We start from the raw sequence: 26534 nt of genomic DNA on the forward strand, positions 1-26534 counted from the left end.
GGGTAAGGCTGGCTTACATCATGCCGCCCATGCCACCCATGCCGCCCATGTCTGGCATACCGCCGCCAGCTGGAGCGTCTTCCTTGATTTCAGCGATCATCGCCTCGGTGGTGATCATCAGGCTGGCAATCGACGAAGCCGCTTGCAGAGCCGAACGAGTCACTTTGGCCGGGTCCAGGATACCCATTTCGATCATGTCGCCGTATTCGCCGGTAGCAGCGTTGTAACCGTAGTTACCCGAACCCTGCTTGACCTTATCGACCACAACGCTTGGCTCGTCGCCGGAGTTGGCAACGATCTGGCGCAGCGGTGCTTCTACAGCGCGACGCAGCAACTGGATGCCCACGTTCTGGTCATCGTTGTCGCCTTTGAGCTCGGAGATAGCCTGCAGAGCGCGAACCAGTGCCACGCCGCCGCCAGGTACCACGCCTTCTTCGACGGCTGCGCGGGTCGCGTGCAGGGCGTCTTCAACGCGGGCTTTCTTCTCTTTCATTTCAACTTCGGAACCGGCACCAACCTTGATCACTGCAACGCCGCCGGACAGCTTGGCCAGGCGCTCTTGCAGTTTTTCACGGTCGTAGTCGGACGAAGTGTCGGCCACTTGCTGACGGATCTGCAGAACGCGAGCCTGGATGTCAGTCTCAACGCCGGCACCGTCGATCACGGTGGTGTTTTCCTTGGACAGGATCACGCGCTTGGCGTTACCCAGGTGCTCCAGGGTGGTGCTTTCCAGGCTCAGGCCGATCTCTTCGGAGATAACGGTACCGCCGGTCAGTACGGCGATGTCCTGCAGCATGGCCTTGCGACGGTCGCCAAAGCCTGGAGCCTTGACGGCTGCGACTTTAACGATGCCACGCATGTTGTTCACGACCAGGGTCGCCAGGGCTTCGCCTTCAACGTCCTCAGCCACGATCAGCAGTGGGCGGCCGGCTTTGGCAACGGCTTCCAGCACTGGCAGCATTTCGCGGATGTTCGAGATCTTCTTGTCGACCAGCAGGATCAGCGGACCATCCAGCTCGGCAGTCATGGTCTCTGGCTTGTTGACGAAGTACGGGGACAGGTAGCCACGGTCGAACTGCATGCCTTCTACAACCGACAGTTCGTTTTCCAGGCCCGAGCCTTCTTCAACGGTGATCACGCCTTCTTTACCGACTTTTTCCATGGCTTCGGCAATGATGTCGCCGATGGAGTTGTCGGAGTTGGCGGAGATGGTGCCGACCTGAGCGATTGCCTTGGTGTCAGCGCATGGCTTGGACAGGGCTTTGAGCTCTTTGACAATGGCGATGGTCGCCTTGTCGATGCCGCGCTTGAGGTCCATCGGGTTCATGCCGGCAGCGACGGCTTTCAGGCCTTCGTTGACGATCGATTGAGCCAGGACGGTAGCGGTGGTGGTGCCATCGCCGGCGTCATCGTTGGCACGGGAGGCAACGTCTTTGACCAGTTGCGCGCCCATGTTTTCGAAGCGGTCTTTCAGCTCGATTTCTTTGGCTACGGAAACGCCGTCCTTGGTGATGGTCGGAGCGCCGAAGCTCTTCTCGATGATCACGTTACGGCCTTTCGGGCCCAGGGTCGCTTTTACTGCGTCAGCCAGGACGTTGACACCGGCGAGCATTTTCTTGCGGGCGGAATCGCCGAATTTAACTTCTTTAGCAGCCATGATCGATATTCCTTAAATACTTTGTAGTAACGGGAAAATGGGCGGGGGAATCAGCCTTCGAGAACAGCGAGGATTTCGTTCTCGCTCATTACCAGCAGGTCTTCGCCGTCGACTTTCACTGTGTTGCTGCCGGAGTAAGGGCCGAACACAACCTTGTCACCCACTTTCACGGCCAGCGCACGTACTTCACCGTTTTCCAGTGCCTTGCCTGGGCCTACAGCGAGAACTTCACCGTGGTTGGCTTTTTCAGCAGCCGAACCTGGCAGGACGATACCGCCAGCGGTTTTCTTCTCTTCTTCGCTGCGACGGATGACGACGCGGTCATGCAGAGGACGAAGCTTCATTGTCGATCTCTCCTAATTTTTGGTTTTCATCGGCCGGTGTAGTCCCGGCGGGTTTAACAAAGCCGGCGGAGCCGGGTGCGGTTCGTCAGTCGAACCGCGGAAGTCTGTCCGGTGTCACCACCGGAAACCTTGCGGTGACCGTTACATAAGGGCGCACAAGTGGATTACAAGGGTGGGAGCAGAATTTTTTTTACTTTGCGCAGCCAAAACGAACACGGCGCCCGAAGGCGCCGTGGAGCGGGTTTTACTTGGAATCCCGGTGTTCGAATTCACCTTCGATCACGTTGGGCTCGCGGCCCACAGGCTCGCGTGGCACCGGACCGCCACGGGGCTGGAGGTCATCGGCGAAGGCGCGCTGACGCATCGCCTGCTCTTCGGCGCGCTGGCGCATTTTATTGGCCAGCAACCGACGGGTGAACGGCAACAGCATGACCAGGCCCAGCACGTCGCTGATAAAGCCGGGCAGGATCAACAGGCCGCCACCCAGGGCCAGCATCAGGCCCTCGAGCATGGTCTGGGCGGGCAGTTCGCCACGGTTCAGGCTTTCACGGGCCCGCAACGCCGTGGCGAGGCCGGCAATGCGCAGCACGAACACGCCGAGCATCGAGCCGAGAATGACCAGCAGCAGCGCCGGGAAAAACCCGATCGCACCGCTGACCTTGACGAATACGAACAGCTCCAACACCGGGAACAGCAGAAAGAGCAACAAAAAAGGGCGCATCAAATGGTTCCTCAACGCAAGAATGCCTTGCTATGAAAACCTAAATGACGTCGCCCTTTCGTGAATTCAAGCGTCGACTTCCGCATTTTTTGGCCATTGCTCGGCGTGAGCCAGATAAACCAAGGCTTCGCGCACTTGTGTCGGCGTGTTGCAAGGCGTCGGAAACGCCAGCCAGTGCAGGCCCTGGCCAATGCGCAAGTGCATGCCCTCGCTGTCGATGCCCGCCAGTTGTGCCGGTTCGCTTTTCGGCAGGCCGGTCAATTCCACGTAATGGGCGATGGCCTTGGCGTGATCGGCATTCATGTGCTCGACCATGCTGGCTTCGGCTTTGCCGGCGAAGGGATTGGCCAGGGTGAGCTGGTCGATCCAGTGGATGGCGCCAAAGCCGCCGATGTAGCGATGGCGTACCGGCTCGAGCACCCAGAAATCGAAATCATGGGCCTTGTGGTAGTTCTGCGAGTCAGGGAAATAGCGGTAGTAACGCTCGGCGGCAGCCTCGATGGCGCCACTGTCTTCGAGTTTGCGGGCCTCGGCCAGGTAGGTCAGGCGCCCCACGGCCTGCACATCCTCGGCACCGCGCTCGCCCACCAGCATCGAACACTTGGGGTCTTTTTGCAGATTATGAGTGTGCTGGGCGATACGGCTGATCAGGATCAGTGGCCGGCCTTGTTCGTCCAGGCAATAAGGCACCACGGAGCCGAACGGAAAGCCGGGCATGGATTTGGAATGAGTGGCGAGCACTCCACGGTATTCCTTGAGCAGCAGTTCCCGGGCATGCTTGGCAGCTTCAACGCTCAATTTATGACTCCTTTTATGAAAACCGTCTAGAAAACGGTCAGGTGACTGGAGTAATGTTCCGGTACGCCTATAGGGCAGTTCTCGTGTGCAGCCGGGCTACACCGTCGCAAATCGAGAGACCTCCCAAAAGGTCCCCTCCACCGCTGCGCCATCTGGACATGAGCATGCAACTCACTGACAAAGTAATCATTATCACCGGCGGTTGCCAGGGCCTGGGCCGCTCCATGGCCGAGTATCTCGCGGGCAAAGGCGCGAAGCTCGCCCTGGTGGACCTCAACCAGGAAAAACTCGACCAGGCGGTTGCCGCGTGTGTAGCCAAGGGCGTCGAAGCCCGGGCGTACCTGTGCAACGTTGCCAATGAGGAGCAGGTCAGCGACATGGTCGCCCGGGTGGCCGAGGACTTCGGCGCGATCCACGGCCTGATCAACAACGCCGGGATCCTGCGTGACGGCCTGCTGCTCAAGGTCAAGGACGGCGAAATGACCAAGATGAGCCTGGCCCAGTGGCAGGCCGTGATCGACGTCAACCTCACCGGTGTATTCCTGTGCACCCGTGAAGTGGCAGCGAAAATGGTCGAGCTGAAGAACAGCGGCGCCATCATCAATATCTCGTCGATCTCCCGCGCCGGCAACGTCGGCCAGACCAACTACTCGGCCGCCAAGGCCGGTGTGGCTGCCGCCACTGTGACCTGGGCCAAGGAACTGGCGCGCTACGGCATACGTGTCGCCGGCATCGCACCGGGTTTCATCGAAACCGAGATGACCCTGGGCATGAAGCCCGAGGCCCTGGAAAAAATGACCTCGGGGATCCCGCTCAAGCGCATGGGCAAGCCTGAGGAGATTGCGCATTCGGCGGCGTATATCTTCGAGAACGACTATTACACCGGTCGGATCCTGGAGATGGATGGCGGGTTGCGGATCTAAACCCACCGCCTAACAAAATGTGGGAGCAAGCTATGCTCCTACAGGCTATGCTCCTACAGGCTATGCTCCTACAGGCTTGCTCCCCACATTAGATTGCATTTCAGCTGATCAATCGTCGCTGACAGTGATGTTCGGCATCGCCGGCATGGCCGCTTCCTGCAACACGATCCGCGCGCCCACATGGCGGGCCAGTTCCTGATAGACCATGGCGATCTGGCTGTCCGGTTCGGCGATGACCGTCGGCTTGCCGCCGTCGGCCTGTTCGCGGATCACCATCGACAGCGGCAGCGAAGCCAGCAATTCGACGCCGTACTGGGTCGCCAGTTTTTCCCCGCCACCTTCGCCGAACAGGTGCTCGGCATGTCCGCAATTGGAGCAGATGTGCACGGCCATGTTCTCCACCACACCCAGCACCGGGATGTTCACCTTGCGGAACATTTCCACACCCTTGCGTGCATCCAGCAGGGCCAGGTCTTGAGGCGTGGTGACGATCACCGCACCGGCCACCGGGACTTTCTGCGCCAGGGTCAGCTGGATATCGCCAGTGCCCGGTGGCATGTCGATCACCAGATAATCCAGGTCGCCCCAGGCGGTTTGCGTGACCAGTTGCAGCAAGGCACCGGAAACCATCGGCCCGCGCCAGACCATCGGTGTGTTGTCATCGGTCAGGAAGGCCATGGACATGACTTCCACGCCATGGGACTGGATCGGCACGAACCACTTCTGGTCCTTGACCTGCGGTCGGGTGCCCTCGGCAACACCGAACATGATGCCCTGGCTCGGACCGTAGATGTCTGCATCGAGGATCCCGACCTTCGCCCCTTCACGGGCCAGGGCCAGGGCCAGGTTGGCCGCGGTGGTGGACTTGCCCACGCCGCCCTTGCCCGAGGCCACGGCGATCACATTCTTGACGTTCGCCAGCCCCGGGACCTGCGCCTGGGCCTTGTGGGCGGCGATCACGCTGGTGATGTCGACTTTGGCGGCGCTCACCCCGTCCAGGGCCTCGATCGCCATTTGCAGCATCTGCGCCCAACCGTTTTTGAACAGGTCGGCGGCGTAGCCGATTTCCAGCTGGACGCTGACGCGATCGCCCTGGATGTCGATGGCGCGCACGCATCCGGCGCTGACCGGGTCCTGGTTCAGGTAGGGGTCGGTGTACTGGCGAAGGACGGCTTCCACCGCTGCGCGATTGACGGCGCTCATGGGCAACTCCGATAGCAAGACTTGAAAACAGGCCGCTATCCTACGCCGCGCATGCTTTTGTGGCGACCCGATTAAGGGCGACGAATGCTCTTGTGGCTAGGGAGCTTGCTCCCGCTGTGTGGGAGCAAGGCTTGCCCGCGATGCAGGCGATGCGGTCTTTCAGAAATCGAGGCGCCGGTTTCGCGAGCAAGCTTTGCTCCCACAATCCCCTCGCCGCAAGTTGTGCCAGGCTTAATCCTTGCGTCGCTCCCGGCAATGCATCCCGAAACAGCCCCGAAGGGTGAAAAAAAGCCGCTGGCGCTTTATAGTGGCCGACCTCCGTTTCATCAAGTAGCCGAGCCCCATGTCCGAGCCACGCAAGATCCTCGTCACCAGCGCCCTGCCCTATGCCAATGGTTCGATTCACCTCGGCCATATGCTGGAGTACATCCAGACCGATATGTGGGTGCGCTTCCAGAAGCATCGCGGCAACCAATGCATTTATGTCTGCGCCGACGACGCCCACGGTTCGGCCATCATGCTGCGCGCGGAAAAGGAAGGCATCACCCCGGAACAACTGATCGCCAACGTCCAGGCCGAACACAGCGCCGACTTTGCCGAGTTCCTGGTGGACTTCGACAACTTCCACTCCACTCACGCCGAAGAAAACCGTGAGCTGTCGAGCCAGATCTACCTGAAGCTGCGTGACGCCGGGCACATCGCCACCCGTTCGATCACCCAGTATTTCGACCCGGAAAAGAAAATGTTCCTGGCCGACCGCTTCATCAAGGGCACCTGCCCGAAATGTGGCACTGAAGACCAGTACGGCGATAACTGCGAAAAATGCGGCGCCACCTACGCACCGACCGACCTGAAAGACCCGAAATCGGCGATTTCCGGGGCGACGCCGGTGCTCAAGGACTCCCAGCATTTCTTCTTCAAGCTGCCGGACTTCCAGCAGATGCTGCAAGCCTGGACCCGCAGCGGCACCCTGCAGGACGCCGTCGCCAACAAGATCGCCGAATGGCTCGATGCCGGCCTGCAGCAGTGGGACATTTCCCGCGATGCGCCGTACTTCGGCTTCGAGATCCCCGACGAGCCCGGCAAGTATTTCTACGTGTGGCTGGACGCACCGATCGGCTACATGGCGAGTTTCAAGAACCTCTGCAACCGCACGCCGGAGCTGGACTTCGACGCGTTCTGGGGCAAGGACTCCACCGCCGAGCTGTATCACTTCATCGGCAAGGACATCGTCAACTTCCACGCGCTGTTCTGGCCGGCAATGCTTGAAGGCGCCGGTTTCCGCAAGCCGACGGGCATCAATGTCCACGGCTACCTGACCGTCAACGGCCAGAAAATGTCCAAGTCCCGCGGCACCTTCATCAAGGCCCGGACCTACCTGGACCACCTGTCCCCGGAATACCTGCGTTACTACTACGCGGCCAAGCTCGGCCGCGGCGTCGACGATCTGGACCTGAACCTCGAAGACTTCGTGCAGAAGGTCAACTCCGACCTGGTGGGCAAGGTCGTCAACATTGCCAGCCGTTGCGCCGGGTTCATCCACAAGGGCAACGCCGGGGTCCTGGTCGCCGGCAATGCCGCGCCGGAACTGACCGACGCCTTCCTGGCGGCCGCGCCAAGCATCGCCGAAGCCTACGAGTCCCGCGATTTTGCCCGTGCCATGCGCGAAATCATGGCCCTGGCCGACCGCGCCAATGCCTGGATCGCCGACAAGGCGCCCTGGTCGCTGGCCAAGCAGGAGGGCAAACAGGACGAAGTCCAGGCGATCTGCGCCCTGGGCATCAACCTGTTCCGCCAACTGGTGATTTTCCTCAAGCCGGTATTGCCGCTGCTGGCCGCCGATGCCGAGGCATTCCTCAACGTCGCGCCACTGACCTGGAACGATCACCAGACGCTACTGAGCAACCATCAGTTGAACGCGTTCAAGCCATTGATGACTCGTATCGACGCGACCAAGGTGCAAGCCATGACCGACGCCTCCAAGGAAGACCTGGCCGCCAGCCAGACCGACACCGGTGCGCCTGCCGGGAACGGCGAACTGGCCAAGGACCCACTGTCGCCGGAAATCGAATTCGACGCCTTTGCCGCCGTTGACCTGCGCGTGGCGCTGATCGTCAAGGCCGAGGCCGTCGAAGGCGCCGACAAGCTGCTGCGCCTGACCCTGGACATCGGCGACGAGCAACGCAACGTGTTCTCCGGCATCAAGAGTGCCTACCCGGACCCGGCCAAGCTTGAAGGCCGCTTGACGATGATGATCGCCAACCTCAAGCCGCGCAAAATGCGCTTTGGCATCTCCGAGGGCATGGTGATGGCGGCAGGCCCTGGCGGCGAGGAAATCTACCTGTTGAGCCCTGACAGCGGCGCCAAGCCGGGCCAGCGGATCAAGTAACGCGACCGCTTGCTGCACCGATCCCACAGTCGCCTTGCAGGTGGCTGTGGGATTTTCATATCTGGCCCACGCCCCCGGCGTGCCGGATAATGCCTAATCTTGTAACAGGCCCTTTGTCGCCAATACACCCATGACCGAAATCGTCCTCACGCTGTTCAGCGCTGCCCTGATCAACAACCTGGTGTTGCACTGGCCGCTGGGCGTCGATCCACTGCTGGCGGCCAACGGTAGAAGACAGGTACACGCCTTGGGCCTGGCGACGGCATGCCTGATGCTGATCGTCGGCACCCTGGGCCATCTGATCGATCATGGCCTGCTGTTGCCGACGAATCTGGTCTCGCTGCGCCTGTTGGTCTGGTTGTCCTTGAGCGTATTGCTGATCAAGCCCTTGCTGCGCCTGCTGGCACGCTGGCTGCCGGCAATGCCGTTCGAAGGGTTGTGGCCGCTGTTGCTGGGTAATGCCGGCATACTCGGGGTCACGCTGCTCAACGGCCAGGATGACCGAGGCCTGGGCCACGCCATCGCCCTGAGCATGGGTGCCGGGCTGGGGTTCTGGCTGGTGCTGAGCCTGTTCGATGATCTGCGCCAGCGCACCTTCAATAATGATATTCCCCTGCCCTTTCGGGGCCTGCCGATTCAGTTGATCAGCGCCGGACTGATGGCGGTGGCCTTTCTCGGATTGCGTGGGCTGGTCAAAACATGAGCCTGATTCAACGTATCGACGCCCTGCTGCCGCAGACCCAATGCGGCAAGTGCGGCCATCCCGGGTGCAAGCCCTACGCCGAAGGCATCGCCCAGGGCGAGCCGATCAACAAATGCCCGCCCGGGGGGCGCGAAACCATCGCTGCCCTGGCCGAGCTGATGAAAATACCGGTGCTGGAATTGGACACCAGCCGCGGCGTGGCCCCGGCACAAATCGCCTTTATCCGTGAAGCCGAATGCATCGGTTGCACCAAGTGCATCCAGGCCTGTCCGGTGGACGCGATTGTCGGCGCCGCCAAGCTGATGCACACCGTCCTCATCGACGAATGCACAGGCTGTGATCTGTGCGTGGCGCCCTGCCCGGTCGATTGCATCGAAATGCGTCCTCTGCCGACGGCGACCGTGCTGCCGATCGTCGGCGGCCTGGCCTTCAGCACCGAAGAACAACAGGCGCGAACCGCCAAGCGCAATCATGCCCGACGCCGCTTCGAACAACGCAATGCGCGCCTACGCCGCGAAGAAGAGCAGCGCCAGGCCGAACGCCTGGCTCGCACCCAACGGGCGGCCCAGGCTAAGACCCAGGAGCAGAGCCAGGACCCGGCACTCGATCCCGTACAAGCCGCACTGGAGCGCGTACGCGCGCAAAAAGCCGCCACCGCCGATGCCGCCTTGAAAAAAGCCAAGGTCGACCTGGCCATGAGCCGGGCGCAGTTGAACAAATCCTTGAAGGCGTTCGGCCACCCGCCAACCTTCGAGCAACAGTCGCAACTGATCGTGCTGCAACGTCAGTTCGAAGCGGCCGAACAGGCCCTGGCGCAACTGGAAAACACTGCACCACCGACCGCCCCAGCCCCGGCACCGGCACCGGCACAAAGCGCCGAGCTGAAGCGAGCCAAGATCCAATTGGCGATGCGCCGCGCCGAACTCAGCAAAGCCCGGGCAGCTAAGGCATCGGATGAACAACTGCAGGCATTGGAACAAGCCGTGAAGGATGCCGAACGCCAGGTGGACGCCCATGCCGCTTCCTGAGCCAGTGGACGAACGGCTGCGCCAAGCAATGACGCGGGTGTTGCTGGCGACACTGCCCGGCATGCTGGCGCTGCTGTGGTTCCAGGGCTGGGGCGTGGCGCTCAACCTGCTGTTGTCCGGCCTCGCTGCGCTGGCAGTCGAAGCGTTGGTGTTGCGTTTACGGCGCCGGCCACTCAAGCCCGAGCTCAACGATGGCAGCGCGCTGGTCAGCGCCACGCTGCTGGCCCTGGCCTTGCCAGCCTATTGCCCCTGGTGGCTGACCGTCACGGCGGTCGCCTGCGCCTTGCTGTTGGGCAAGCACCTGTGGGGCGGCGTCGGCAGCAACCCGTTCAACCCGGCGATGCTCGGATACGCCTTGGTACTGGTGGCGTTTCCGTCCCAGATGAGTCAATGGCCGGCGCTCCACGGCGTGGGGTTGTCCGAAGGCTTGCAACAGGTGTTCGGCACTCATCCGGCACCCGATGCCTGGGCCGGGGCGACCGCACTGGACAGCCTGCGAATCAACACGAGCCTGACCGTCGATGAACTGTTCGCCAACGATCCGGCGTTCGGGCGTTTCGGTGGCCGGGGTGCCGAATGGGTCAACCTGGCCTTCCTCGCGGGCGGTCTGTTTCTGCTGCAGCAACGGGTGTTCAGTTGGCATGCACCGGTGGGGATGCTGGTGAGCCTGTCCATCGTCAGCCTGCTGTGCTGGAACGGTTCGGGGTCCGACTCCCATGGCTCGCCGCTGTTTCATCTGTTCAGCGGCGCAACCATGCTCGGCGCGTTTTTTATCGCGACCGAACCGGTCTCGGGTGCCAAGGCGCCTCTCGCCCGTCTGCTGTTTGGCGCGGGCATGGGATTGCTGGTCTATCTGATACGCACCTGGGGTGGCTACCCGGACGGCGTGGCGTTCGCGGTGTTACTGATGAACCTCGGCGTGCCGGCACTGGACCGGTTTGCCGAAGCGCGACAACGGCGGCCACTGACATGAACAATCCCCTCGGCGTGGCAATCCTGACCTTGTTGATCGGCCTGGGTATCGGTGCCACTTACCTCACGCACCTCGGCACCGCCGGGCGTATCGAGGCCCAGCAGCAAGCGCTGGCGAACAGGGCCTTGCTCGAGGTACTGCCCACCGACCACTATGATAACCAGCCGTTGGCGCACCCCGTTGTCACAGCCTCAGCGCCCCTGCCCCATAGCACGCTGCTGGGTGGCTACCTGGCGACTCGCAGCGGCCAGCCCAGCGCCGTGCTGCTGCGTAGCCAGGCGCTGGGCTATGAAGGCAGCATCGAATTGCTGGTTGCCATCGATCCACAAGGCCGGTTGCTGGGCGTCAAAACCCTGCGCCAATCCGAGACACCCGGGTTGGGCGCGGCGATTGCCGACTGGCCGAACGCCTGGTTGCAGACCTTCACGGGTAAATCACGCCAGGCACCTGATGACAGCGGCTGGGCCTTGAAAAAGGACCAGGGCCAGTTCGATCAACTGGCAGGCGCGACAGTGACGTCCCGAGCGGTGCTCCAGGCTGTTCACGATGCGCTGCGTTACTTCGACGAGCACAAGGCTCAGTTGATGGGGGTGGCCGCGAATGAATAAACCATGGGGACTGACACACGGCCTGCTGCTCGTCCCGTTGATCGGCGCGAGCGATTCGCTGGTTGGCGCGCTGGGGTTATGGCTGGCCTGGGCCCTGGTTCTTTTCAGCCATGGCTTGGCAATGGGGCTTGTCCGGCAACGCCTGACAGCCTGTCAACGACTGCTCGCCTCCATCGTGCTGGCCGCGACCCTGGCCACCTGCACGGGCCTTGTCGTCCAGGCCTGGGCGCTGGAACTGTATCGACCGTTGAGCCTTTACGTTGGCTGGATCGCCCTGAGTTGCGTAGCGCTGGAGCAGGAAGGCTTCTTCGTTGAATCTCGCTGGCCCGAACGCCTCAGACTGGCCGGGCTGTTTGGCCTCTTGATGATCAGCCTGGGCGCCGTGCGTGGGCTGATCGGCAGCGGCCTGCCCCTGGCCCTGCTCGCCCCCGGCGGGTTCATTCTGCTCGGGCTGCTGCTGGCGGCCCGACAAGCCGGGATGGCCGCCAGACCCCATTCATCCGCTGAGGAAACGCCGCGCCCATGAACGCCGCAAAACGCCTGGAAATATTTCGTCGCTTTCACGAAGACAACCCGGAACCGAAAACCGAACTGGCCTATTCCTCGCCGTTCGAGCTGCTGATCTCGGTCATCTTGTCGGCTCAATCCACCGACGTCGGCGTCAACAAAGCCACGGCCAGACTGTACCCGGTGGCCAATACGCCGGAGGCGATCCATGCCCTGGGCGTCGAGGGGCTGTCCGAATACATCAAGACCATCGGGCTGTTCAACAGCAAGGCCAAAAACGTGATCGAGACCTGCCGCCTGCTGATCGAGCGCCACGGCAGTGAGGTCCCGCAGACTCGCGAAGCGCTGGAAGCCCTTCCGGGCGTCGGCCGCAAAACCGCCAACGTCGTGCTCAATACCGCGTTTCGGCAGTTGACCATGGCGGTCGACACCCACATTTTCCGGGTCAGCAACCGCACCGGACTGGCCCCCGGCAAAAACGTGGTGGAGGTCGAGAAGAAATTGATGAAGTTCGTCCCCAAGGAATTCCTGCTGGACTCCCATCACTGGCTCATCCTTCACGGACGCTACGTCTGCCTGGCGCGCAAGCCCCGCTGCGGCAGCTGCCGAATCGAAGATTTATGCGAATACAAGCACAAGACCTCCGACGATTGAGGCGCTATTGCTTTTATCGATCCATCGATTGAAAAAATCTTTTTTACCCGCCCGTGGTTTATCGATATAAGGAGCGCCAATGGCAGTCTTAGCCTGGAGTCGAACCCATGAGTGCTGGCAAAGAACAACTGGATGTGGAAGACGAATTCATCGCCGTTGAGTCCGACGACGTCGAACCTGTGGTCGTGGAAGTGGCGAAAACCAACCTGAGCAAGCGCCGCACCATTGATAACCTGCTGGAAGAGCGCCGTCTGCAGAAGCAATTGGCCGATTATGACTTTGACCTCTGACACGTAAAAGCCTCCCTTATGGAGGCTTTTTACTGAGTACGCGCAACCCGAAAACTCACACCAACCCATTGCGCTGCGCCAGTTCGATCAGGTCGACCAGCGAACGGGCATTGAGCTTCAATAACAGGCGCGTCTTGTAGGTACTGACGGTCTTGTTGCTCAAGAACATTCCATCGGCAATCTCCTTGTTGGTCTTTCCGCGTGCCAGTTGTTGCAAGACCATCATTTCCCGCCCCGACAATCGATCAACCATATCGGACTCACTGGCATTGCCCAGACTCGAACGCACCGTATGCAATGCCTGATTGGGAAAGTAACTGTAACCTGACAGTACTGCCTTGATTGCACTCAGTAATTCGGTAAGGTCCTGTTGCTTGCATACATACCCGGCCGCCCCCGTCTGCATGCAGCGCATTGAAAAATGTCCCGGTGCCTGGGAAGTCAGCACCAATACCTTCATCGGTGAAGGAATGGCCGTCAGGCGGGCAATGACTTCCAACCCGTCCAGCTTCGGAATACCGATATCGAGAATGACGATATCGGGCATAAGTTCGCGAGCAAGTTGTAACGCATCGACGCCATTATCGGTTTCGGCAAGGACTTCATAACCATGACGCTCCATCAGTAAACGTACAGCAAGACGAATGACGGGATGATCATCCACGATCAGCACTTTATTCATGGGCAAATCCAACTTCGCTGTTCGAATTTTTAGAGCACGCACAATAGCCTAGTCATTTCTACCTTGGCATGCTGCCCCCCCCTGAACGCTCGCACCGAGAGACAGAACCTACAAGCTATACAGAAAATTCCTACGAATCACCCAAGAAAAAATGTGTCATGAATTTTTTTACAGAGAAGGAATGACCTTTCTTAACAATCAGGTAACCCTATGAACAATGCGTTCTTTCACCGTCACGCCCATCCGTGGACAGCCCCTTGAAAAGCTCTTCACTCATAGAAAGTAACTGAATTATTTACTGTTAAAACTGCCTTTCACTCACTTAAGGCAGGAGAATTCATATATAAAACGCACTCAGGCGCCCGACATCCAACATGGGCAGCCATTGCGACTGTGCCTATATTTTATTCGGCATGGAACAAGCACTTTTCAAACCACTTACCGAGCACAAGTATTCCATGAGCATTAACCATGAACAAACCTTTGAAGACTATAACCAACCCCATGACCCTCATCGCCATATTTGCAACTTTGTCCGAAACTTCCGCAGCGATTTCGCTGCCATTTCTGGATGACCAGGACCGTGAATATTATCTGTGGTTCCTGATCAGCTTTCCTTTTTATCTATTGCTGCTTTTTTTCATAACGCTCAACTTCAATTATCGTTCCTTGTATTCACCTTCGGATTTTCGCAAGAACAAACACTTCATAAAAACCATGGATGATTCGCCCTGTCGACGCAAGCGACAGCTACGTCGGGCGGACGACGTCAAGGAGCTGCTGGTGATACGTCTTCATCGACGCAGGCGCGAACCAGACACCCTTTGTATCGTATGCAGCCAATCGAAACGCCCGATCGAAACCTGTCGATCAAGACATTTGAAGCAAGCCAGCATCGTCGTGTACGTCATCTACAGCAACGCAGGCCTGGCAACGCATGGGCAGGATGAATGAGCGACCGAGGGCAGCGCCGCAGCAAAGGCCACAAAAAAGAGGAGCAAAAAAAACGGCCTGCTCATGGCAGGCCGTTTTCATATCGCCAGGGTCAGAACAGCTTGCGACCCTTGTTCGCCGCGATGCGCATGCGCAGGGCGTTAAGCTTGATGAAGCCTGCCGCGTCAGCCTGGTTGTAGGCACCGCCGTCTTCTTCGAAGGTCGCGATGTTGGCATCGAACAACGACTCGTCGGACTTGCGCCCGGTGACGATCACGTTGCCCTTGTACAGCTTCAGGCGTACCACGCCATTCACGTGAGCCTGGGAGGCGTCGATCATCTGTTGCAGCATCAGACGCTCTGGGCTCCACCAGTAGCCGGTGTAGATCAGGCTGGCGTACTTGGGCATCAACTCGTCTTTGAGGTGAGCCACTTCGCGGTCCAGGGTGATCGACTCGATCGCCCGGTGGGCGCGCAGCATGATGGTGCCGCCCGGGGTTTCGTAGCAACCACGGGACTTCATGCCGACATAGCGGTTCTCGACGATGTCCAGACGACCGATGCCGTGTTCGCCACCGATGCGGTTCAGGGTCGCCAGCACGGTGGCCGGGCTCATCTCAACGCCGTCCAGTGCGACGATATCGCCGTTGCGATAGGTCAGTTCCAGGTATTGCGGGGTATCGGGAGCCTTCTCCGGGGAGACGGTCCAGCGCCACATGTCTTCTTCGTGCTCGGTCCAGGTGTCTTCCAGCACGCCGCCTTCATAGGAGATGTGCAGCAGGTTGGCATCCATCGAGTACGGGGATTTCTTCTTGCCGTGGCGCTCGATCGGAATCGCGTGCTTCTCGGCGTAGTCCATCAGTTTTTCACGGGACAGCAAGTCCCATTCGCGCCACGGGGCAATGACTTTCACGCCTGGCTTGAGAGCATAGGCACCCAGCTCGAAGCGCACCTGGTCGTTGCCTTTGCCGGTGGCGCCATGGGAAATGGCGTCGGCGCCGGTTTCGTTGGCGATTTCGATCAGGCGCTTGGCGATCAACGGACGGGCGATGGAGGTACCCAGCAGGTACTCGCCTTCGTAAACGGTGTTGGCGCGGAACATCGGGAACACGAAGTCGCGGACGAACTCTTCGCGCAGGTCATCGATGTAGATCTCTTTGACGCCCATGGCCTGAGCCTTGGCGCGTGCAGGCTCGACTTCTTCGCCCTGTCCCAGGTCAGCGGTGAAGGTCACCACTTCGCAGTTATAAGTGTCCTGCAGCCACTTGAGGATCACCGAAGTGTCCAGGCCGCCGGAATACGCCAGAACGACCTTGTTTACGTCCGCCATGCCATCACTCCACGGGTTGTACGGAAAGCCGTGAAGTCTAACGTCCAGCGCGGATAATTTACAGGGGCGCGACAGCTTATGACGACGAAGCGACAGATTATGTCGATTGCGCGACGATCCGGCGGGATCAGGAAGTGCGCGCAGCCGCCGTAGCAGGCACCGCCGCCTTGGCCGGGGCAACCGGCGCCGCCGTCTTGCCCGGCGCAGCAGCGGGCGCCACGGCAGGCGGCGCTGGTGTTGCCGCTGGTGTTGCCGCTGGTGTTGGCGGCTGTGGAGCCGGGGCCTGGGTGGCCGCGACCCGATCCAGTTTTACGACGACACGACGGTTCTTGGCCCGATTGGCTGCGTTGGTATTGGCGACCAGCGGATAACGCTCGCCGTGGAAGCGCACGGTGAACTGGGACTCCTGGAAACCGTTGGCCTTGAAGAAGTCCATGACGGCCAGCGCACGGCGGCGAGAAAGCTCACGGTTGGTCAGGCGGTTGCCACTGTTGTCGGAATGGCCATCAAGTTCGATATGATTGACGCTCGGGTCTGCCTTGATGAAGTCGAGCATGACCTGCAACTGGGCCTTGGCCCGAGCGTCCAGCTCAATCCCCTCGCCGGGGAAGCCGATCTGGGTTTGCTTGATCTGTTCGAAGTTCTTGGGCAACAGTTTCGCCACGCAGCCCTGGTAATCGTTGAACGCCTTGTTGAAGCGCACGGGCAGCAGCCGGACTTCAGAAACGCGCCCATCCTCGGTGTTGCGTCGAACCACGGGGCTGCGACCTTCCATCAATCCGCTGATCAGTCGGCCTGCCTGTACTTGGGAACTGTCGAACAGCACATCGCCGCTGCCGATCCTGACCGAGCCCAGGTTGATATCGCCCCGCCCCGGTTGCCACGGTGCAGCCGCCGCCAGCAAGGTGGCCGAACCGCCGCCCAGCATCGGGTTATAGCTCTTGAGGCGGAACGTGGCCTGCTCGCCCGCCCGGCGCACGAATTCACCGCTGCCGAAATCGGTGATCGGCTGGCTCAGCCGGCACTCGAACTTGTCGCCTTCGACCGTCCACTCAATGCTCTCCAGACGGGTCTGGAAAGTGAGCGCCATGGCGGGGAGGCTGGCAAACACACTGAGCAAGGCTAGATAACGCTGGCGCACGGGAGGCTCCACTGACTTTTATACAAAGATCGACGCATACCAGGGGTATGACGCCTGTCCGGGGCACTGCACGGATTCGTGGCACACCTGTAGGAGCTATCGGTAAGTTGCGGCAGAACTTGATAGCGGGTGCCTGAATCGGTCTTTTCCGGTAGCATTCCCACAGTTTGACCCGCCTGGAAGCCCCCCAATGTCCGACCGCCTGACCCTGCTGCGTCCCGACGACTGGCATATTCATCTTCGCGATGGTGCTGTGTTGACCCATACCGTCGCCGATGTCGCGCGCACCTTCGGGCGCGCAATCATCATGCCTAACCTGGTTCCGCCAGTGCGCAACGCCGCTGAGGCCGATGGCTATCGCCAGCGCATCCTCGCCGCACGCCCGGCTGGCAGCCGCTTCGAACCGCTGATGGTGCTGTACCTCACCGACCGCACCCAGCCCGAAGAGATCCGCGAGGCCAAGGCCAGCGGCTTCGTCCACGCCGCCAAGCTGTACCCGGCCGGCGCGACCACCAATTCCGATTCCGGCGTCACCAGCATCGACAAGATCTTCCCGGCGCTGGAGGCCATGGCCGAAGTCGGCATGCCGTTGTTGATCCATGGTGAAGTCACCCGGGGCGACGTCGACGTGTTCGACCGCGAGAAAATCTTCATCGACGAGCACATGCGCCGCGTCGTGGAGCGCTTCCCGACCCTCAAGGTGGTGTTCGAACACATCACCACCGGCGATGCCGTGCAGTTCGTCAACGAGGCCCCGGCCAACGTTGGCGCGACCATTACCGCCCATCACCTGCTGTACAACCGCAACCACATGCTGGTGGGCGGGATCCGGCCGCACTTCTATTGCCTGCCGATCCTCAAGCGCAATACCCACCAGGAAGCCTTGCTGGACGCCGCCACCAGCGGCAGCGCCAAGTTTTTCCTCGGCACCGACTCGGCCCCTCACGCCCAGCACGCCAAGGAAGCGGCCTGCGGTTGCGCCGGTTGCTACACCGCCTATGCCGCCATCGAGATGTACGCCGAGGCATTCGAACAGCGCAACGCGCTGGACAAACTCGAAGGCTTCGCCAGCCTGCATGGCCCACGTTTCTATGGCCTGCCGGTGAACACCGATCGTATTACCCTGGTCCGTGACGAATGGACCGCCCCCGCCAGCCTGCCTTTCGGCGACCTGGCTGTCATCCCGCTGCGCGCCGGTGAAAAACTGCGCTGGCGCCTGCTGGAGGAAAACGCGTGAGTGAAGATCATTTCGACGACGAACTGGACGGCAACGGTGGTTCGGGCGGCGCCCGTCACCCCATGGCTGCTCGGTTCCGTGGCTACCTGCCGGTCGTCGTCGACGTAGAAACCGGCGGTTTCAACTCCGCCACCGACGCCTTGCTGGAAATCGCCGCGACCACCATCGGCATGGACGAAAAAGGCTTTGTGTTCCCTGACCACACCTACTTCTTCCGTGTCGAACCGTTTGAAGGCGCCAACGTCGAAGCCGCAGCCCTGGAATTCACCGGGATCAAGCTCGATCACCCGTTGCGCATGGCAGTCAGCGAAGAAACGGCCCTGACCGACATCTTCCGTGGCGTGCGCAAGGCGCTCAAGGCCAACGGTTGCAAGCGAGCGATCCTGGTTGGCCACAACAGCAGCTTCGACCTGGGCTTCCTCAACGCCGCCGTCGCGCGCCTGGACATGAAGCGCAACCCGTTCCACCCGTTCTCCAGCTTCGACACCGCGACCCTGGCTGGCCTGGCGTACGGCCAGACCGTCCTGGCCAAAGCCTGCCAGGCGGCCGATATCGATTTCGATGGCCGTGAAGCCCACTCGGCCCGCTACGACACCGAAAAGACCGCCGAGCTGTTCTGCGGCATCGTCAACCGGTGGAAAGAGATGGGTGGCTGGCAGGACTTCAACGACTAAAGAGCAGAGCCATTGTGGCGGCGCCACTCTGTGGGAGCAAAGCTTGCTCGCGTCACAGGCGACTCGGTTTCTGGAAGACCGCATCGCCGCCATCGCGGGCAAGCCTTGCTCCCACAGATAAATCCCCTCGCCACAGGGCTTTGTGTTTCAGCCGACAAGTTTGAAACACCCATAAAAAAACCGGCCCATGATGGGCCGGTTTTTTTATGCCTGTGTGCGCTTACAGCTTGTCGCTGTGCTCGCCCAGGTAAGCAGCAACGCCTTCAGGCGAAGCGGTCATGCCCTTGTCGCCTTTTTTCCAGTTGGCCGGGCAGACTTCGCCGTGCTCTTCGTGGAACTGCAGCGCGTCGACCAGGCGGATCAGTTCTTCCATGTTACGGCCCAGCGGCAGGTCGTTGATGATCTGCGAACGGACAACGCCTTTGTCGTCGATCAGGAACGCGCCACGGAAGGCCACGCCGCCTTCGGACTCAACGTCATAGGCCTTGGCGATTTCGTGCTTCATGTCGGCAGCCATGGTGTATTTCACCTGACCGATACCGCCATTGTTGATCGGGGTGTTGCGCCAGGCGTTGTGGGTGAAGTGCGAGTCGATCGAAACAGCGACCACTTCAACGTTGCGCGCCTTGAAATCATCCATGCGGTGATCCAGTGCGATCAGCTCGGACGGGCAGACGAAGGTGAAGTCCAGTGGATAGAAGAACACCAGGCCGTATTTGCCTTTGATGGCCGAGGACAGGGTGAAGCTGTCGACGATTTCGCCGTTGCCGAGGACGGCTGGAACGGTGAAGTCTGGGGCTTGTTTGCCTACGAGTACGCTCATTGGATATCTCCTGATGTAATAGCGTGAAAACAAGGTCCGGGCCAGCCTGTCACCCTCAGGCGACAGCCCTGTGACACGAACCCGCTTGCAAGGGCCGATCATCATACACCGCGCATTTGGACTGTCTTCAACGGTTTTTCGGTGGCATCGAAAAATCGCCGTCCGGTTTCATGCCGCATCAGTCGTTCTGGATAAACCGTTCGTCAGCCCGGCAACGCTCTGGCGAAAGACCTTGTGAAACCACTTTGACAATCATTCTCGTTAACATTAAGATCCGTCCCAATTGAGTCACAACCAGCGACGGTTCTCACTTATGTATGTATGCCTCTGCACTGGCGTCACCGACGGGCAAATCCGCGAAGCGATCTACGAAGGTTGCTGCAGCTATCGCGAAGTCCGCCAGGCCACCGGCGTAGCCAGCCAATGCGGCAAATGTGCCTGCCTGGCCAAGGAAGTGGTTCGTGAAACCCTCGCCAAAGTGCAAACGGCACAGGCCTCGATTTCCTACCCGGTAGAATTTACCGCGGCGTAATAGACAGTTTTCAAGGAACCGGACTCAATGTCCGGTTTTTTTATGCCTGTAAATCAAATGCTTAGCGTCCAGACGCGGAACACAAACATTCTTATTCCGATTAATTTTCATTTATTATTCAATAACTTAGGTTTGACACTCGTAAATGCGCGGCTCAAACTCTGCCTTATACACAGCTATTACAGGGCAGGCCTCATCATGAAAGGCGACATTACAGTCATCCAGCATCTCAACAAGATCCTTGCCAATGAGCTGGTCGCGATCAACCAATACTTCCTGCATGCGCGCATGTACGAGGATTGGGGCCTGAACAAGCTGGGCAAGCACGAGTACCACGAATCCATCGACGAGATGAAGCACGCGGACAAGCTGATCAAGCGCATCCTGTTCCTCGAAGGCCTGCCGAACGTCCAGGACCTGGGCAAGCTGCACATTGGCGAACACACTCGCGAGATGCTTGAGTGCGACCTGCGTATCGAGCGCACCGGCCACACCGACCTGAAGGCCGCCATCGCCCATTGCGAAAGCGTTGGCGACTTCGGTAGCCGTGAACTGCTGGAAGATATTCTCGAATCCGAGGAAGAGCACATCGACTGGCTGGAAACCCAACTGGGCCTGATCGACAAAGTCGGTCTTGAGAACTACCTGCAATCGCAGATGGGTGAAGAGTAAGCTTCCCCGAAGCAAGCCACTAAAAAGCCCCGCCCTCTTTCGAGAGGCGGGGCTTTTATTGCCTGGGTTTCCAGGCCCACCTAAATCCACTGTGGGAGCGAGCTTGCTCGCGATAGCGGTAGGTCAGTCAGTATTTCTCACCTGATCCACCGCTATCGCGAGCAAGCTCGCTCCCACATGGTTTCATACATCCATGGATCAGGCTTCGGTCTTGTTCGCCGCCGCTTTTTCTACCGCTTCCTTGATCGTGGCCTGCAGAGAGCCGTCGGCGGCCATCTCGGTCATGATGTCGCTACCGCCGATCAGTTCACCACCTACCCATAGCTGTGGGAAGGTTGGCCAGTTGGCGTACTTGGGCAGGTTGGCGCGGATTTCCGGGTTCTGCAGGATGTCCACGTAGGCAAACTTCTCGCCACACGCCATCACCGCCTGAGCAGCCTTGGCCGAGAAACCGCACTGTGGCGCGTTCGGCGAGCCTTTCATGTAAAGCAGGATGGTGTTGTTGGCAATCTGGTCTTTAATCGTTTCGATGATATCCATGGAGCACCTCGGCTTAAAACTTTTGCGACTTAAGTTGTCGACACGGTGACGCATTGTAACGGAAAGCCGAACCTGCTCCAGAGACAATTTTACGCAGCCGCCACCTTCACCGGAACGCCGTTAAGCGCCGCGTTGCCGGACAACTCATCGAGCTGACAATCATCGGTCAGGTCGTTGGCGCTGGAGCCCGGCTGTTCGCTGGCAATGGTCATCTGCACGCCCGGCCGGGCATGGCCCCAGCCGTGGGGCAGGCTGACCACGCCTTTCATCATGTCCAGGCTGCCCAGCACCTCGACTTCGATGACGCCCACCCGCGAACTGACCGTCACGCGCTGCCCGTCCTCAAGGCCGCGACTGGCGAGGTCATCCGGGTGCATCAGCAACTGATGACGCGGCTTGCCCTTCACCAGTCGATGGAAGTTATGCATCCAGGAGTTGTTGCTGCGCACATGGCGGCGGCCAATCATCAGCAACTCGTCCGGTTTTGGCGCCTGCAACGCGGCAAAGCGCACAAGGTCGGCAAGAATCACCGCTGGTGCGGCCTGCACCCGTTGGTTTTCGGTTTTCAGGCGCGCAGCCAGGTTGGGCTTGAGTGCGCCGAGGTCGATGCCATGGGGATGGTCGAACAGGGTCGCCAGGGACAACTTGTGCGGCGAGGCGTCGCCATACGCCCCGCTGCGCAGGCCAAAATCGATCATTTGCGCGGGGGGCATGGTCGGCTTGAGCTCCTTGCCGGTCCGGGCAGCGAAGGCCTTGGCCAGGCCGACAAAGATTTCCCAATCATGCAGCGCCCCGTCGGGCTTGGGCAGGATCGCCCGGTTGAAACGGGTCACGTTGCGCACCGCGAACAGGTTGAACGTGGTGTCGTAATGATCGTTTTCCAGGGCCGAGGTCGAGGGCAGGATCAGGTCGGCATAACGCGTGGTTTCGTTGATGTACAAGTCGACGCTGACCATGAACTCCAGCCCGTCCAGGGCCTGCTCCAGTTGCCGCCCGTTGGGTGTGGACAGCACCGGGTTGCCGGCCACGGTGACCAGCGCACGAATCTGGCCTTCGCCCTCGGTGAGCATCTCCTCGGCCAGGGCCGACACCGGCAACTCCCCCGCATATTCGGGACGCCCGGACACCCGGCTCTGCCAACGGTTGAAATGCCCGCCCGAGGTAGTGGCCACCAGGTCCACTGCCGGCTCGGTGCACAGCGCCCCGCCCACGCGATCAAGATTGCCAGTGACCAGATTGATCACCTGGATCAGCCAATGGCACAGCGTGCCAAACGCCTGGGTCGACACCCCCATCCGCCCGTAACACACCGCTGACGGGGCGGCGGCGAAGTCCCGGGCCAACTGCCGGATCTGCGCTGCCGGCACCGCACAGAGCGGGCTCATGGCTTCAGCCGTGAAAGTGGCGACGGCCTCGCGCACCTCGTCCAGGCCGTCCACTGGCAGGTGGCTGTCACGGGTCAAACCTTCGCTGAACAATGTATTGAGCAAACCAAACAGCAGCGCGGCATCGCCGCCAGGGCGTACGAAGACATGCTGATTGGCAATGGCCGCCGTTTCGCTGCGGCGCGGATCGACCACCACCACTTTGCCGCCACGGGCCTGGATCGCCTTGAGGCGCTTTTCCACGTCCGGCACGGTCATGATGCTGCCGTTGGACGCCAGCGGGTTGCCGCCCAGGATCAGCATGAAGTCGGTGTGGTCGATGTCTGGAATCGGCAGCAGCAGGCCGTGACCGTACATCAGGTAGCTGGTCAGGTGATGGGGCAGTTGGTCCACCGAGGTCGCCGAGAAACGGCTGCGGGTTTTCAGCAGGCCCAGGAAATAGTTGCTATGGGTCATCAGCCCATAGTTATGCACGCTGGGGTTGCCCTGGTAGACCGCCACCGCGTTCTGGCCGTGGCGCGCCTGGATATCCGCCAGGCGCTCGGCCACCAACGCAAAGGCGTCGTCCCAGGCAATGGGTTGCCATTCGTTGCCAACACGCTGCATGGGCTGGCGCAGGCGATCCGGATCGTTCTGGATATCTTGCAGGGCCACCGCCTTGGGGCAGATGTGACCGCGGCTGAAGGTGTCCAGCGCATCGCCCTTGATAGAAGTGATCGCCAGGCCCTGGCCGTCGGTTTCGGTGGTTTCGAGGGTCAAGCCGCAGATGGCTTCACACAGATGGCACGCACGGTGGTGGAGAGTCTTGGTCATGGCCAGTCTCTGTTTTATTCGTGGCGGGCGTTTTCGGCCGCGGGAACAAAACTATGGCGCGTGATTCCCGGCAGCGCCAGCGACGTTCGTCCTGTGAATTGCCGGGCATCAGGCCCACCGATGACAGGGCGTCAAGGCTGGTCGGGAGGCGGCGCCAGCAGCTGGATTTCTTCGACGGTTTCCACCTGTTCCTGAGCGATGGGCACCCCCGTCAGCTCGCCGATCAGCCGCCAATGCTCATCGAGCCCGTTACTGATGGTGGCCATGCGATCGATCATCCGGCGGCCGGCGGCCTTGGTCACCTCGTCGTCGCTGCGCAGCAGCTCGAATGACATGGATGTCACCGAAGCCGTCAGGTGCGTCAGCGAGCGTGCAGTCAGCCCCAGCAGTTCCATCAATTGTTGCTCTTTCGAATCCATTTCGGGCTCCTGTGCCGCTGTGGCTCATTTATAACCCAGGCCTTTGCATTAGGAAATGTTTCACAACCACCAACAGACCGGCGCAAGGGCGGGATGCACGGCGTAAACCGACCATTCTCCATGGCACACCCGCCGCACTTGATTGCCAAGCCCAGCAACGCCAGTGTACAAATGGGTCGCTGCTGTCAGGAAACCGGCCACAAATATGCCATCGCAGTCTGGCGATGGTCTCGCTGAAATCCCCAAAAACCGTAGCCCTATTGGTAAGACGCGACATTTAATTATAAGATCGCGCCTTCCCCTATTTCGTCGCCCCGTGCGGCTTTTGCCGCAGGTCTCGCCCGTTTTTTGAATAAACAAGGCTTTGAGCATCTGCGGTCAGTTACAAAAAGGTAGTCAATCATGAGCGCAAGGCACTTTCTCTCCCTGATGGATCTCACGCCCGAAGAGTTGCTCGGCGTGATCCGTCGAGGCGTGGAGCTCAAGGACCTGCGTAACCGCGGCGTACTGTTCGAGCCCTTGAAAAACCGCGTGCTGGGAATGATCTTCGAGAAGTCATCGACCCGCACCCGCATCTCTTTCGAAGCCGGCATGATCCAACTGGGCGGCCAGGCGATCTTCCTGTCGCCCCGTGACACCCAACTGGGCCGTGGCGAACCGGTCAGCGACTGCGCCATCGTCATGTCGAGCATGCTCGACGCGATGATGATCCGTACCTTTGCCCACAGCACCCTGACCGAGTTCGCGGCCCATTCCCGCGTCCCCGTCATCAATGGCCTGTCCGATGACCTGCACCCCTGCCAGTTGCTGGCCGACATGCAGACGTTCCTCGAGCACCGTGGCTCGATCCAGGGCAAGACCGTGGCCTGGATCGGCGACGGCAACAACATGTGCAACAGCTATATAGAAGCGGCGATGCAATTCGACTTCCAACTGCGCATTGCCTGCCCCGAAGGTTTTGACCCCAATGCCGAGTTGCTGGCCAAGGCCGGGGAGCGGGTGACCATCGTCCGTGATCCGAAACAGGCCGTGGCCGGTGCACACCTGGTGAGCACCGACGTCTGGACCTCCATGGGCCAGGAAGAAGAAACCGCCAGGCGCCTCAAGCTGTTCGCGCCGCTTCAGGTCAACCGGGCCTTGCTCGACCTGGCGGATGCCGACGTGCTGTTCATGCACTGCCTGCCGGCCCACCGTGGCGAGGAGATCAGCTTCGATTTGCTCGATGACCCCCGTTCGGTGGCCTGGGACCAGGCAGAGAATCGACTTCACGCGCAAAAGGCCCTGCTCGAGTTCCTTGTCGAGCCGGCGTATCACCACGCATGAGCCACTCGCTGCTGCTGAATTTGCACAACCTGGCCTGCGGCTACCAAAACCAGCGGGTCGTGCAAAACCTCAACCTGCACCTCAATGCCGGCGATATCGGTTGCCTGCTCGGTTCGTCCGGGTGCGGCAAGACCACCACGTTGCGCGCCATCGCCGGCTTCGAACCGGTGCACGAGGGTGAAATCCAACTGGCAGGGGAAACCATTTCCCGCGCCGGTTTCACCCTCGCCCCGGAAAAACGCCGTATCGGTATGGTGTTCCAGGACTACGCCCTGTTCCCCCACCTGAGCGTGGCCGAGAACATTGCCTTTGGCATTCGCAAGCATCCGGACAAGGATCGCGTCGTCGAAGAGTTGCTGGAACTCGTCAACCTCAAGCACTTGGGCAAGCGTTTTCCCCATGAATTGTCCGGCGGCCAGCAACAGCGCGTGGCCCTGGCCCGAGCGCTGGCACCGGAACCACAACTGCTGTTGCTCGATGAGCCGTTCTCCAACCTCGATGGCGAGTTGCGACGCAAGCTCAGCCATGAAGTGCGGGATATTCTCAAGGCCCGCGGCACCAGCGCGATCCTGGTCACCCACGATCAGGAAGAAGCCTTCGCCGTAAGTGACCATGTCGGGGTATTCAAGGAAGGTCGACTGGAACAGTGGGACACGCCCTACAACCTGTACCACGAACCGCTGACGCCATTCGTCGCCAGCTTCATTGGCCAGGGCTATTTCATTCGCGGCCGGCTCGACAGCCCGGAATCGGTGCAGACCGAGTTGGGCACCTTGCGCGGCAACCGCGCCTACACCTGGCCCATCGGCGGAGCGGTGGATGTGTTGCTGCGCCCGGACGATATCGTCTACGCACCGGACAGCCCGCTCACCGCCAGCATTGTCGGCAAGACGTTCCTGGGCGCTTCAACCTTGTATCGCCTGCAATTGCCCACAGGCGCGCAACTGGAATCGATCTTCCCCAGCCACGCCGACCATCAGCTTGGGGACAGTGTCGGCATCCGCGTGGCGGCTGAACACCTGGTGCTGTTCCAGGCCTCGGGCAGCACCGCGGCGCACATCCCTCCGATGGACAGCGGTGTGCGGCGCTATAGCACCGCCAGCTAAGACCTGAAGAATGAAAACCTCTGTGGGAGCGAGCTTGCTCGCGATGGCATAGGCACATTCAGCATCGATGCAAGCTGAACCGCCGCTATCGCGAGCAAGCTCGCTCCCACAGTTGATCTCATTGGC

At 60.3% G+C, this 26534-nt stretch carries 27 protein-coding genes and 1 pseudogene; 16 read left to right on the forward strand and 12 right to left on the reverse strand.

The genetic code is table 11. The features are described from left to right. Positions 1–13: 13 nt before the first annotated feature. The 4 genes from groL to HU749_RS23115 all read right to left on the reverse strand — a co-directional run bounded on the left by groL (position 14) and on the right by HU749_RS23115 (position 3520). Positions 14–1657: a chaperonin GroEL gene (gene groL / locus HU749_RS23100; protein WP_014339862.1), complete on the reverse strand. Its 1644-nt coding sequence runs from the start codon at positions 1655–1657 to the stop codon at positions 14–16. Between the two features lie 50 nt (positions 1658–1707). After that, positions 1708–2001, reverse strand: coding sequence for a co-chaperone GroES (locus HU749_RS23105; protein ID WP_003204913.1), 294 nt, complete (start codon positions 1999–2001; stop codon positions 1708–1710). Between the two features lie 244 nt (positions 2002–2245). Beyond that, positions 2246–2722 (reverse strand): FxsA family protein, encoded by a 477-nt coding sequence (locus HU749_RS23110; protein ID WP_186650419.1) that lies wholly within the window; start codon positions 2720–2722, stop codon positions 2246–2248. Positions 2723–2788: 66 nt separating this feature from the next. Continuing rightward, on the reverse strand, positions 2789–3520 hold the full coding sequence (locus HU749_RS23115; RefSeq protein WP_186650416.1) for a HugZ family pyridoxamine 5'-phosphate oxidase: 732 nt from the start codon (positions 3518–3520) through the stop codon (positions 2789–2791). Positions 3521–3684: 164 nt separating this feature from the next. Here HU749_RS23115 and HU749_RS23120 point away from each other — a divergent pair, with 164 nt between their 5' ends. Next, complete coding sequence (locus HU749_RS23120) at positions 3685–4443, forward strand: SDR family oxidoreductase (RefSeq protein ID WP_003204919.1); 759 nt, start codon at positions 3685–3687, stop codon at positions 4441–4443. 108 nt (positions 4444–4551) lie between these two features. On the opposite strand, the gene apbC is transcribed toward HU749_RS23120, so the two are convergent. Continuing rightward, positions 4552–5646 (reverse strand): iron-sulfur cluster carrier protein ApbC, encoded by a 1095-nt coding sequence (gene apbC, locus HU749_RS23125; protein WP_014339866.1) that lies wholly within the window; start codon positions 5644–5646, stop codon positions 4552–4554. A 343-nt stretch (positions 5647–5989) separates the two neighbouring features. On the opposite strand from apbC, the gene metG reads away from it, so the two are divergent. From metG to HU749_RS23165, 8 genes are all read left to right on the forward strand, one after another. Further along, the gene (gene metG / locus HU749_RS23130) at positions 5990–8035 is read left to right on the forward strand and encodes a methionine--tRNA ligase (RefSeq protein ID WP_046062593.1); all 2046 of its coding nucleotides are present in this window, start codon (positions 5990–5992) and stop codon (positions 8033–8035) included. A 130-nt stretch (positions 8036–8165) separates the two neighbouring features. Beyond that, positions 8166–8738 carry an Rnf-Nqr domain containing protein gene (locus tag HU749_RS23135; RefSeq protein WP_079303507.1) on the forward strand — a complete coding sequence of 191 codons (573 nt, stop codon included), beginning with the start codon at positions 8166–8168 and terminating at the stop codon, positions 8736–8738. After that, the gene (rsxB, locus tag HU749_RS23140) at positions 8735–9766 is read left to right on the forward strand and encodes an electron transport complex subunit RsxB (RefSeq protein ID WP_186650413.1); all 1032 of its coding nucleotides are present in this window, start codon (positions 8735–8737) and stop codon (positions 9764–9766) included. The genes HU749_RS23135 and rsxB overlap by 4 nt, the downstream gene beginning before the upstream one ends. Next, on the forward strand, positions 9753–10739 hold the full coding sequence (locus HU749_RS23145; RefSeq protein WP_186650410.1) for an RnfABCDGE type electron transport complex subunit D: 987 nt from the start codon (positions 9753–9755) through the stop codon (positions 10737–10739). The genes rsxB and HU749_RS23145 overlap by 14 nt, the downstream gene beginning before the upstream one ends. Then, a complete protein-coding gene (locus HU749_RS23150; protein ID WP_095961847.1) occupies positions 10736–11347 on the forward strand; it encodes an RnfABCDGE type electron transport complex subunit G in 612 nt (203 codons plus the stop codon). Before HU749_RS23145 ends, HU749_RS23150 begins: the two co-directional genes overlap by 4 nt. After that, a complete protein-coding gene (locus HU749_RS23155; RefSeq protein ID WP_186650407.1) occupies positions 11340–11873 on the forward strand; it encodes an Rnf-Nqr domain containing protein in 534 nt (177 codons plus the stop codon). Before HU749_RS23150 ends, HU749_RS23155 begins: the two co-directional genes overlap by 8 nt. Then, the gene (gene nth / locus HU749_RS23160; protein WP_046062599.1) at positions 11870–12508 is read left to right on the forward strand and encodes an endonuclease III; all 639 of its coding nucleotides are present in this window, start codon (positions 11870–11872) and stop codon (positions 12506–12508) included. The genes HU749_RS23155 and nth overlap by 4 nt, the downstream gene beginning before the upstream one ends. A 107-nt stretch (positions 12509–12615) precedes the next feature. After that, a complete protein-coding gene (locus tag HU749_RS23165) occupies positions 12616–12798 on the forward strand; it encodes a PA3496 family putative envelope integrity protein (protein WP_014339874.1) in 183 nt (60 codons plus the stop codon). A 55-nt stretch (positions 12799–12853) separates the two neighbouring features. On the opposite strand, the gene HU749_RS23170 is transcribed toward HU749_RS23165, so the two are convergent. After that, complete coding sequence (locus HU749_RS23170; protein ID WP_014339875.1) at positions 12854–13480, reverse strand: response regulator transcription factor; 627 nt, start codon at positions 13478–13480, stop codon at positions 12854–12856. A gap of 471 nt (positions 13481–13951) precedes the next feature. Here HU749_RS23170 and HU749_RS29710 point away from each other — a divergent pair. Beyond that, positions 13952–14209, forward strand: a pseudogene (locus tag HU749_RS29710) (hypothetical protein); the annotation flags it as partial. Between the two features lie 316 nt (positions 14210–14525). Here HU749_RS29710 and HU749_RS23180 read toward each other — a convergent pair. Beyond that, a complete protein-coding gene (locus HU749_RS23180) occupies positions 14526–15743 on the reverse strand; it encodes an argininosuccinate synthase (protein WP_003204943.1) in 1218 nt (405 codons plus the stop codon). Between the two features lie 127 nt (positions 15744–15870). Next, complete coding sequence (locus HU749_RS23185) at positions 15871–16884, reverse strand: flagellar protein MotY (RefSeq protein WP_186650403.1); 1014 nt, start codon at positions 16882–16884, stop codon at positions 15871–15873. A 190-nt stretch (positions 16885–17074) separates the two neighbouring features. Between HU749_RS23185 and pyrC the strand changes: the two genes are divergently transcribed. Both pyrC and rnt read left to right on the forward strand, forming a co-directional pair. Further along, complete coding sequence (pyrC, locus tag HU749_RS23190; RefSeq protein WP_003204946.1) at positions 17075–18121, forward strand: dihydroorotase; 1047 nt, start codon at positions 17075–17077, stop codon at positions 18119–18121. Then, a complete protein-coding gene (gene rnt, locus HU749_RS23195) occupies positions 18118–18795 on the forward strand; it encodes a ribonuclease T (protein ID WP_046062602.1) in 678 nt (225 codons plus the stop codon). The genes pyrC and rnt overlap by 4 nt, the downstream gene beginning before the upstream one ends. Before the next feature lie 220 nt (positions 18796–19015). Here rnt and HU749_RS23200 read toward each other — a convergent pair whose 3' ends face one another. Next, complete coding sequence (locus HU749_RS23200; protein ID WP_003204949.1) at positions 19016–19618, reverse strand: peroxiredoxin; 603 nt, start codon at positions 19616–19618, stop codon at positions 19016–19018. A gap of 313 nt (positions 19619–19931) precedes the next feature. Here HU749_RS23200 and HU749_RS23205 point away from each other — a divergent pair, with 313 nt between their 5' ends. Both HU749_RS23205 and bfr read left to right on the forward strand, forming a co-directional pair. Then, positions 19932–20150: a bacterioferritin-associated ferredoxin gene (locus HU749_RS23205; RefSeq protein ID WP_014339879.1), complete on the forward strand. Its 219-nt coding sequence runs from the start codon at positions 19932–19934 to the stop codon at positions 20148–20150. Between the two features lie 198 nt (positions 20151–20348). Further along, positions 20349–20822 carry a bacterioferritin gene (bfr, locus tag HU749_RS23210; RefSeq protein WP_003204954.1) on the forward strand — a complete coding sequence of 158 codons (474 nt, stop codon included), beginning with the start codon at positions 20349–20351 and terminating at the stop codon, positions 20820–20822. A gap of 198 nt (positions 20823–21020) precedes the next feature. Here the strand turns inward: bfr and grxD are convergent, their stop codons facing one another. The 3 genes from grxD to plzR all read right to left on the reverse strand — a co-directional run bounded on the left by grxD (position 21021) and on the right by plzR (position 23979). After that, positions 21021–21362, reverse strand: coding sequence for a Grx4 family monothiol glutaredoxin (grxD, locus tag HU749_RS23215; RefSeq protein ID WP_003204956.1), 342 nt, complete (start codon positions 21360–21362; stop codon positions 21021–21023). Positions 21363–21451: 89 nt separating this feature from the next. Further along, positions 21452–23560, reverse strand: coding sequence for a molybdopterin oxidoreductase family protein (locus HU749_RS23220; RefSeq protein WP_095961848.1), 2109 nt, complete (start codon positions 23558–23560; stop codon positions 21452–21454). A gap of 131 nt (positions 23561–23691) precedes the next feature. Next, positions 23692–23979: a PlzR type 4 pili assembly inhibitor gene (gene plzR / locus HU749_RS23225; RefSeq protein ID WP_014339882.1), complete on the reverse strand. Its 288-nt coding sequence runs from the start codon at positions 23977–23979 to the stop codon at positions 23692–23694. A 402-nt stretch (positions 23980–24381) separates the two neighbouring features. Between plzR and argF the strand changes: the two genes are divergently transcribed. Together argF and HU749_RS23235 are read left to right on the forward strand one after the other, a co-directional pair. Further along, positions 24382–25302, forward strand: a complete 921-nt coding sequence (gene argF, locus HU749_RS23230) for an ornithine carbamoyltransferase (RefSeq protein WP_079303513.1) — start codon at positions 24382–24384, stop codon at positions 25300–25302. Continuing rightward, entirely contained in the window at positions 25299–26408 is a 1110-nt protein-coding gene (locus tag HU749_RS23235) for an ABC transporter ATP-binding protein (RefSeq protein WP_079303514.1), read from the forward strand. The genes argF and HU749_RS23235 overlap by 4 nt, the downstream gene beginning before the upstream one ends. The last annotated feature ends 126 nt before the right edge of the window (positions 26409–26534 follow it).

The sequence above is a fragment of the Pseudomonas ogarae genome, from assembly GCF_014268695.2.
Taxonomy (GTDB): Bacteria; Pseudomonadota; Gammaproteobacteria; order Pseudomonadales; family Pseudomonadaceae; genus Aquipseudomonas; species Aquipseudomonas kilonensis.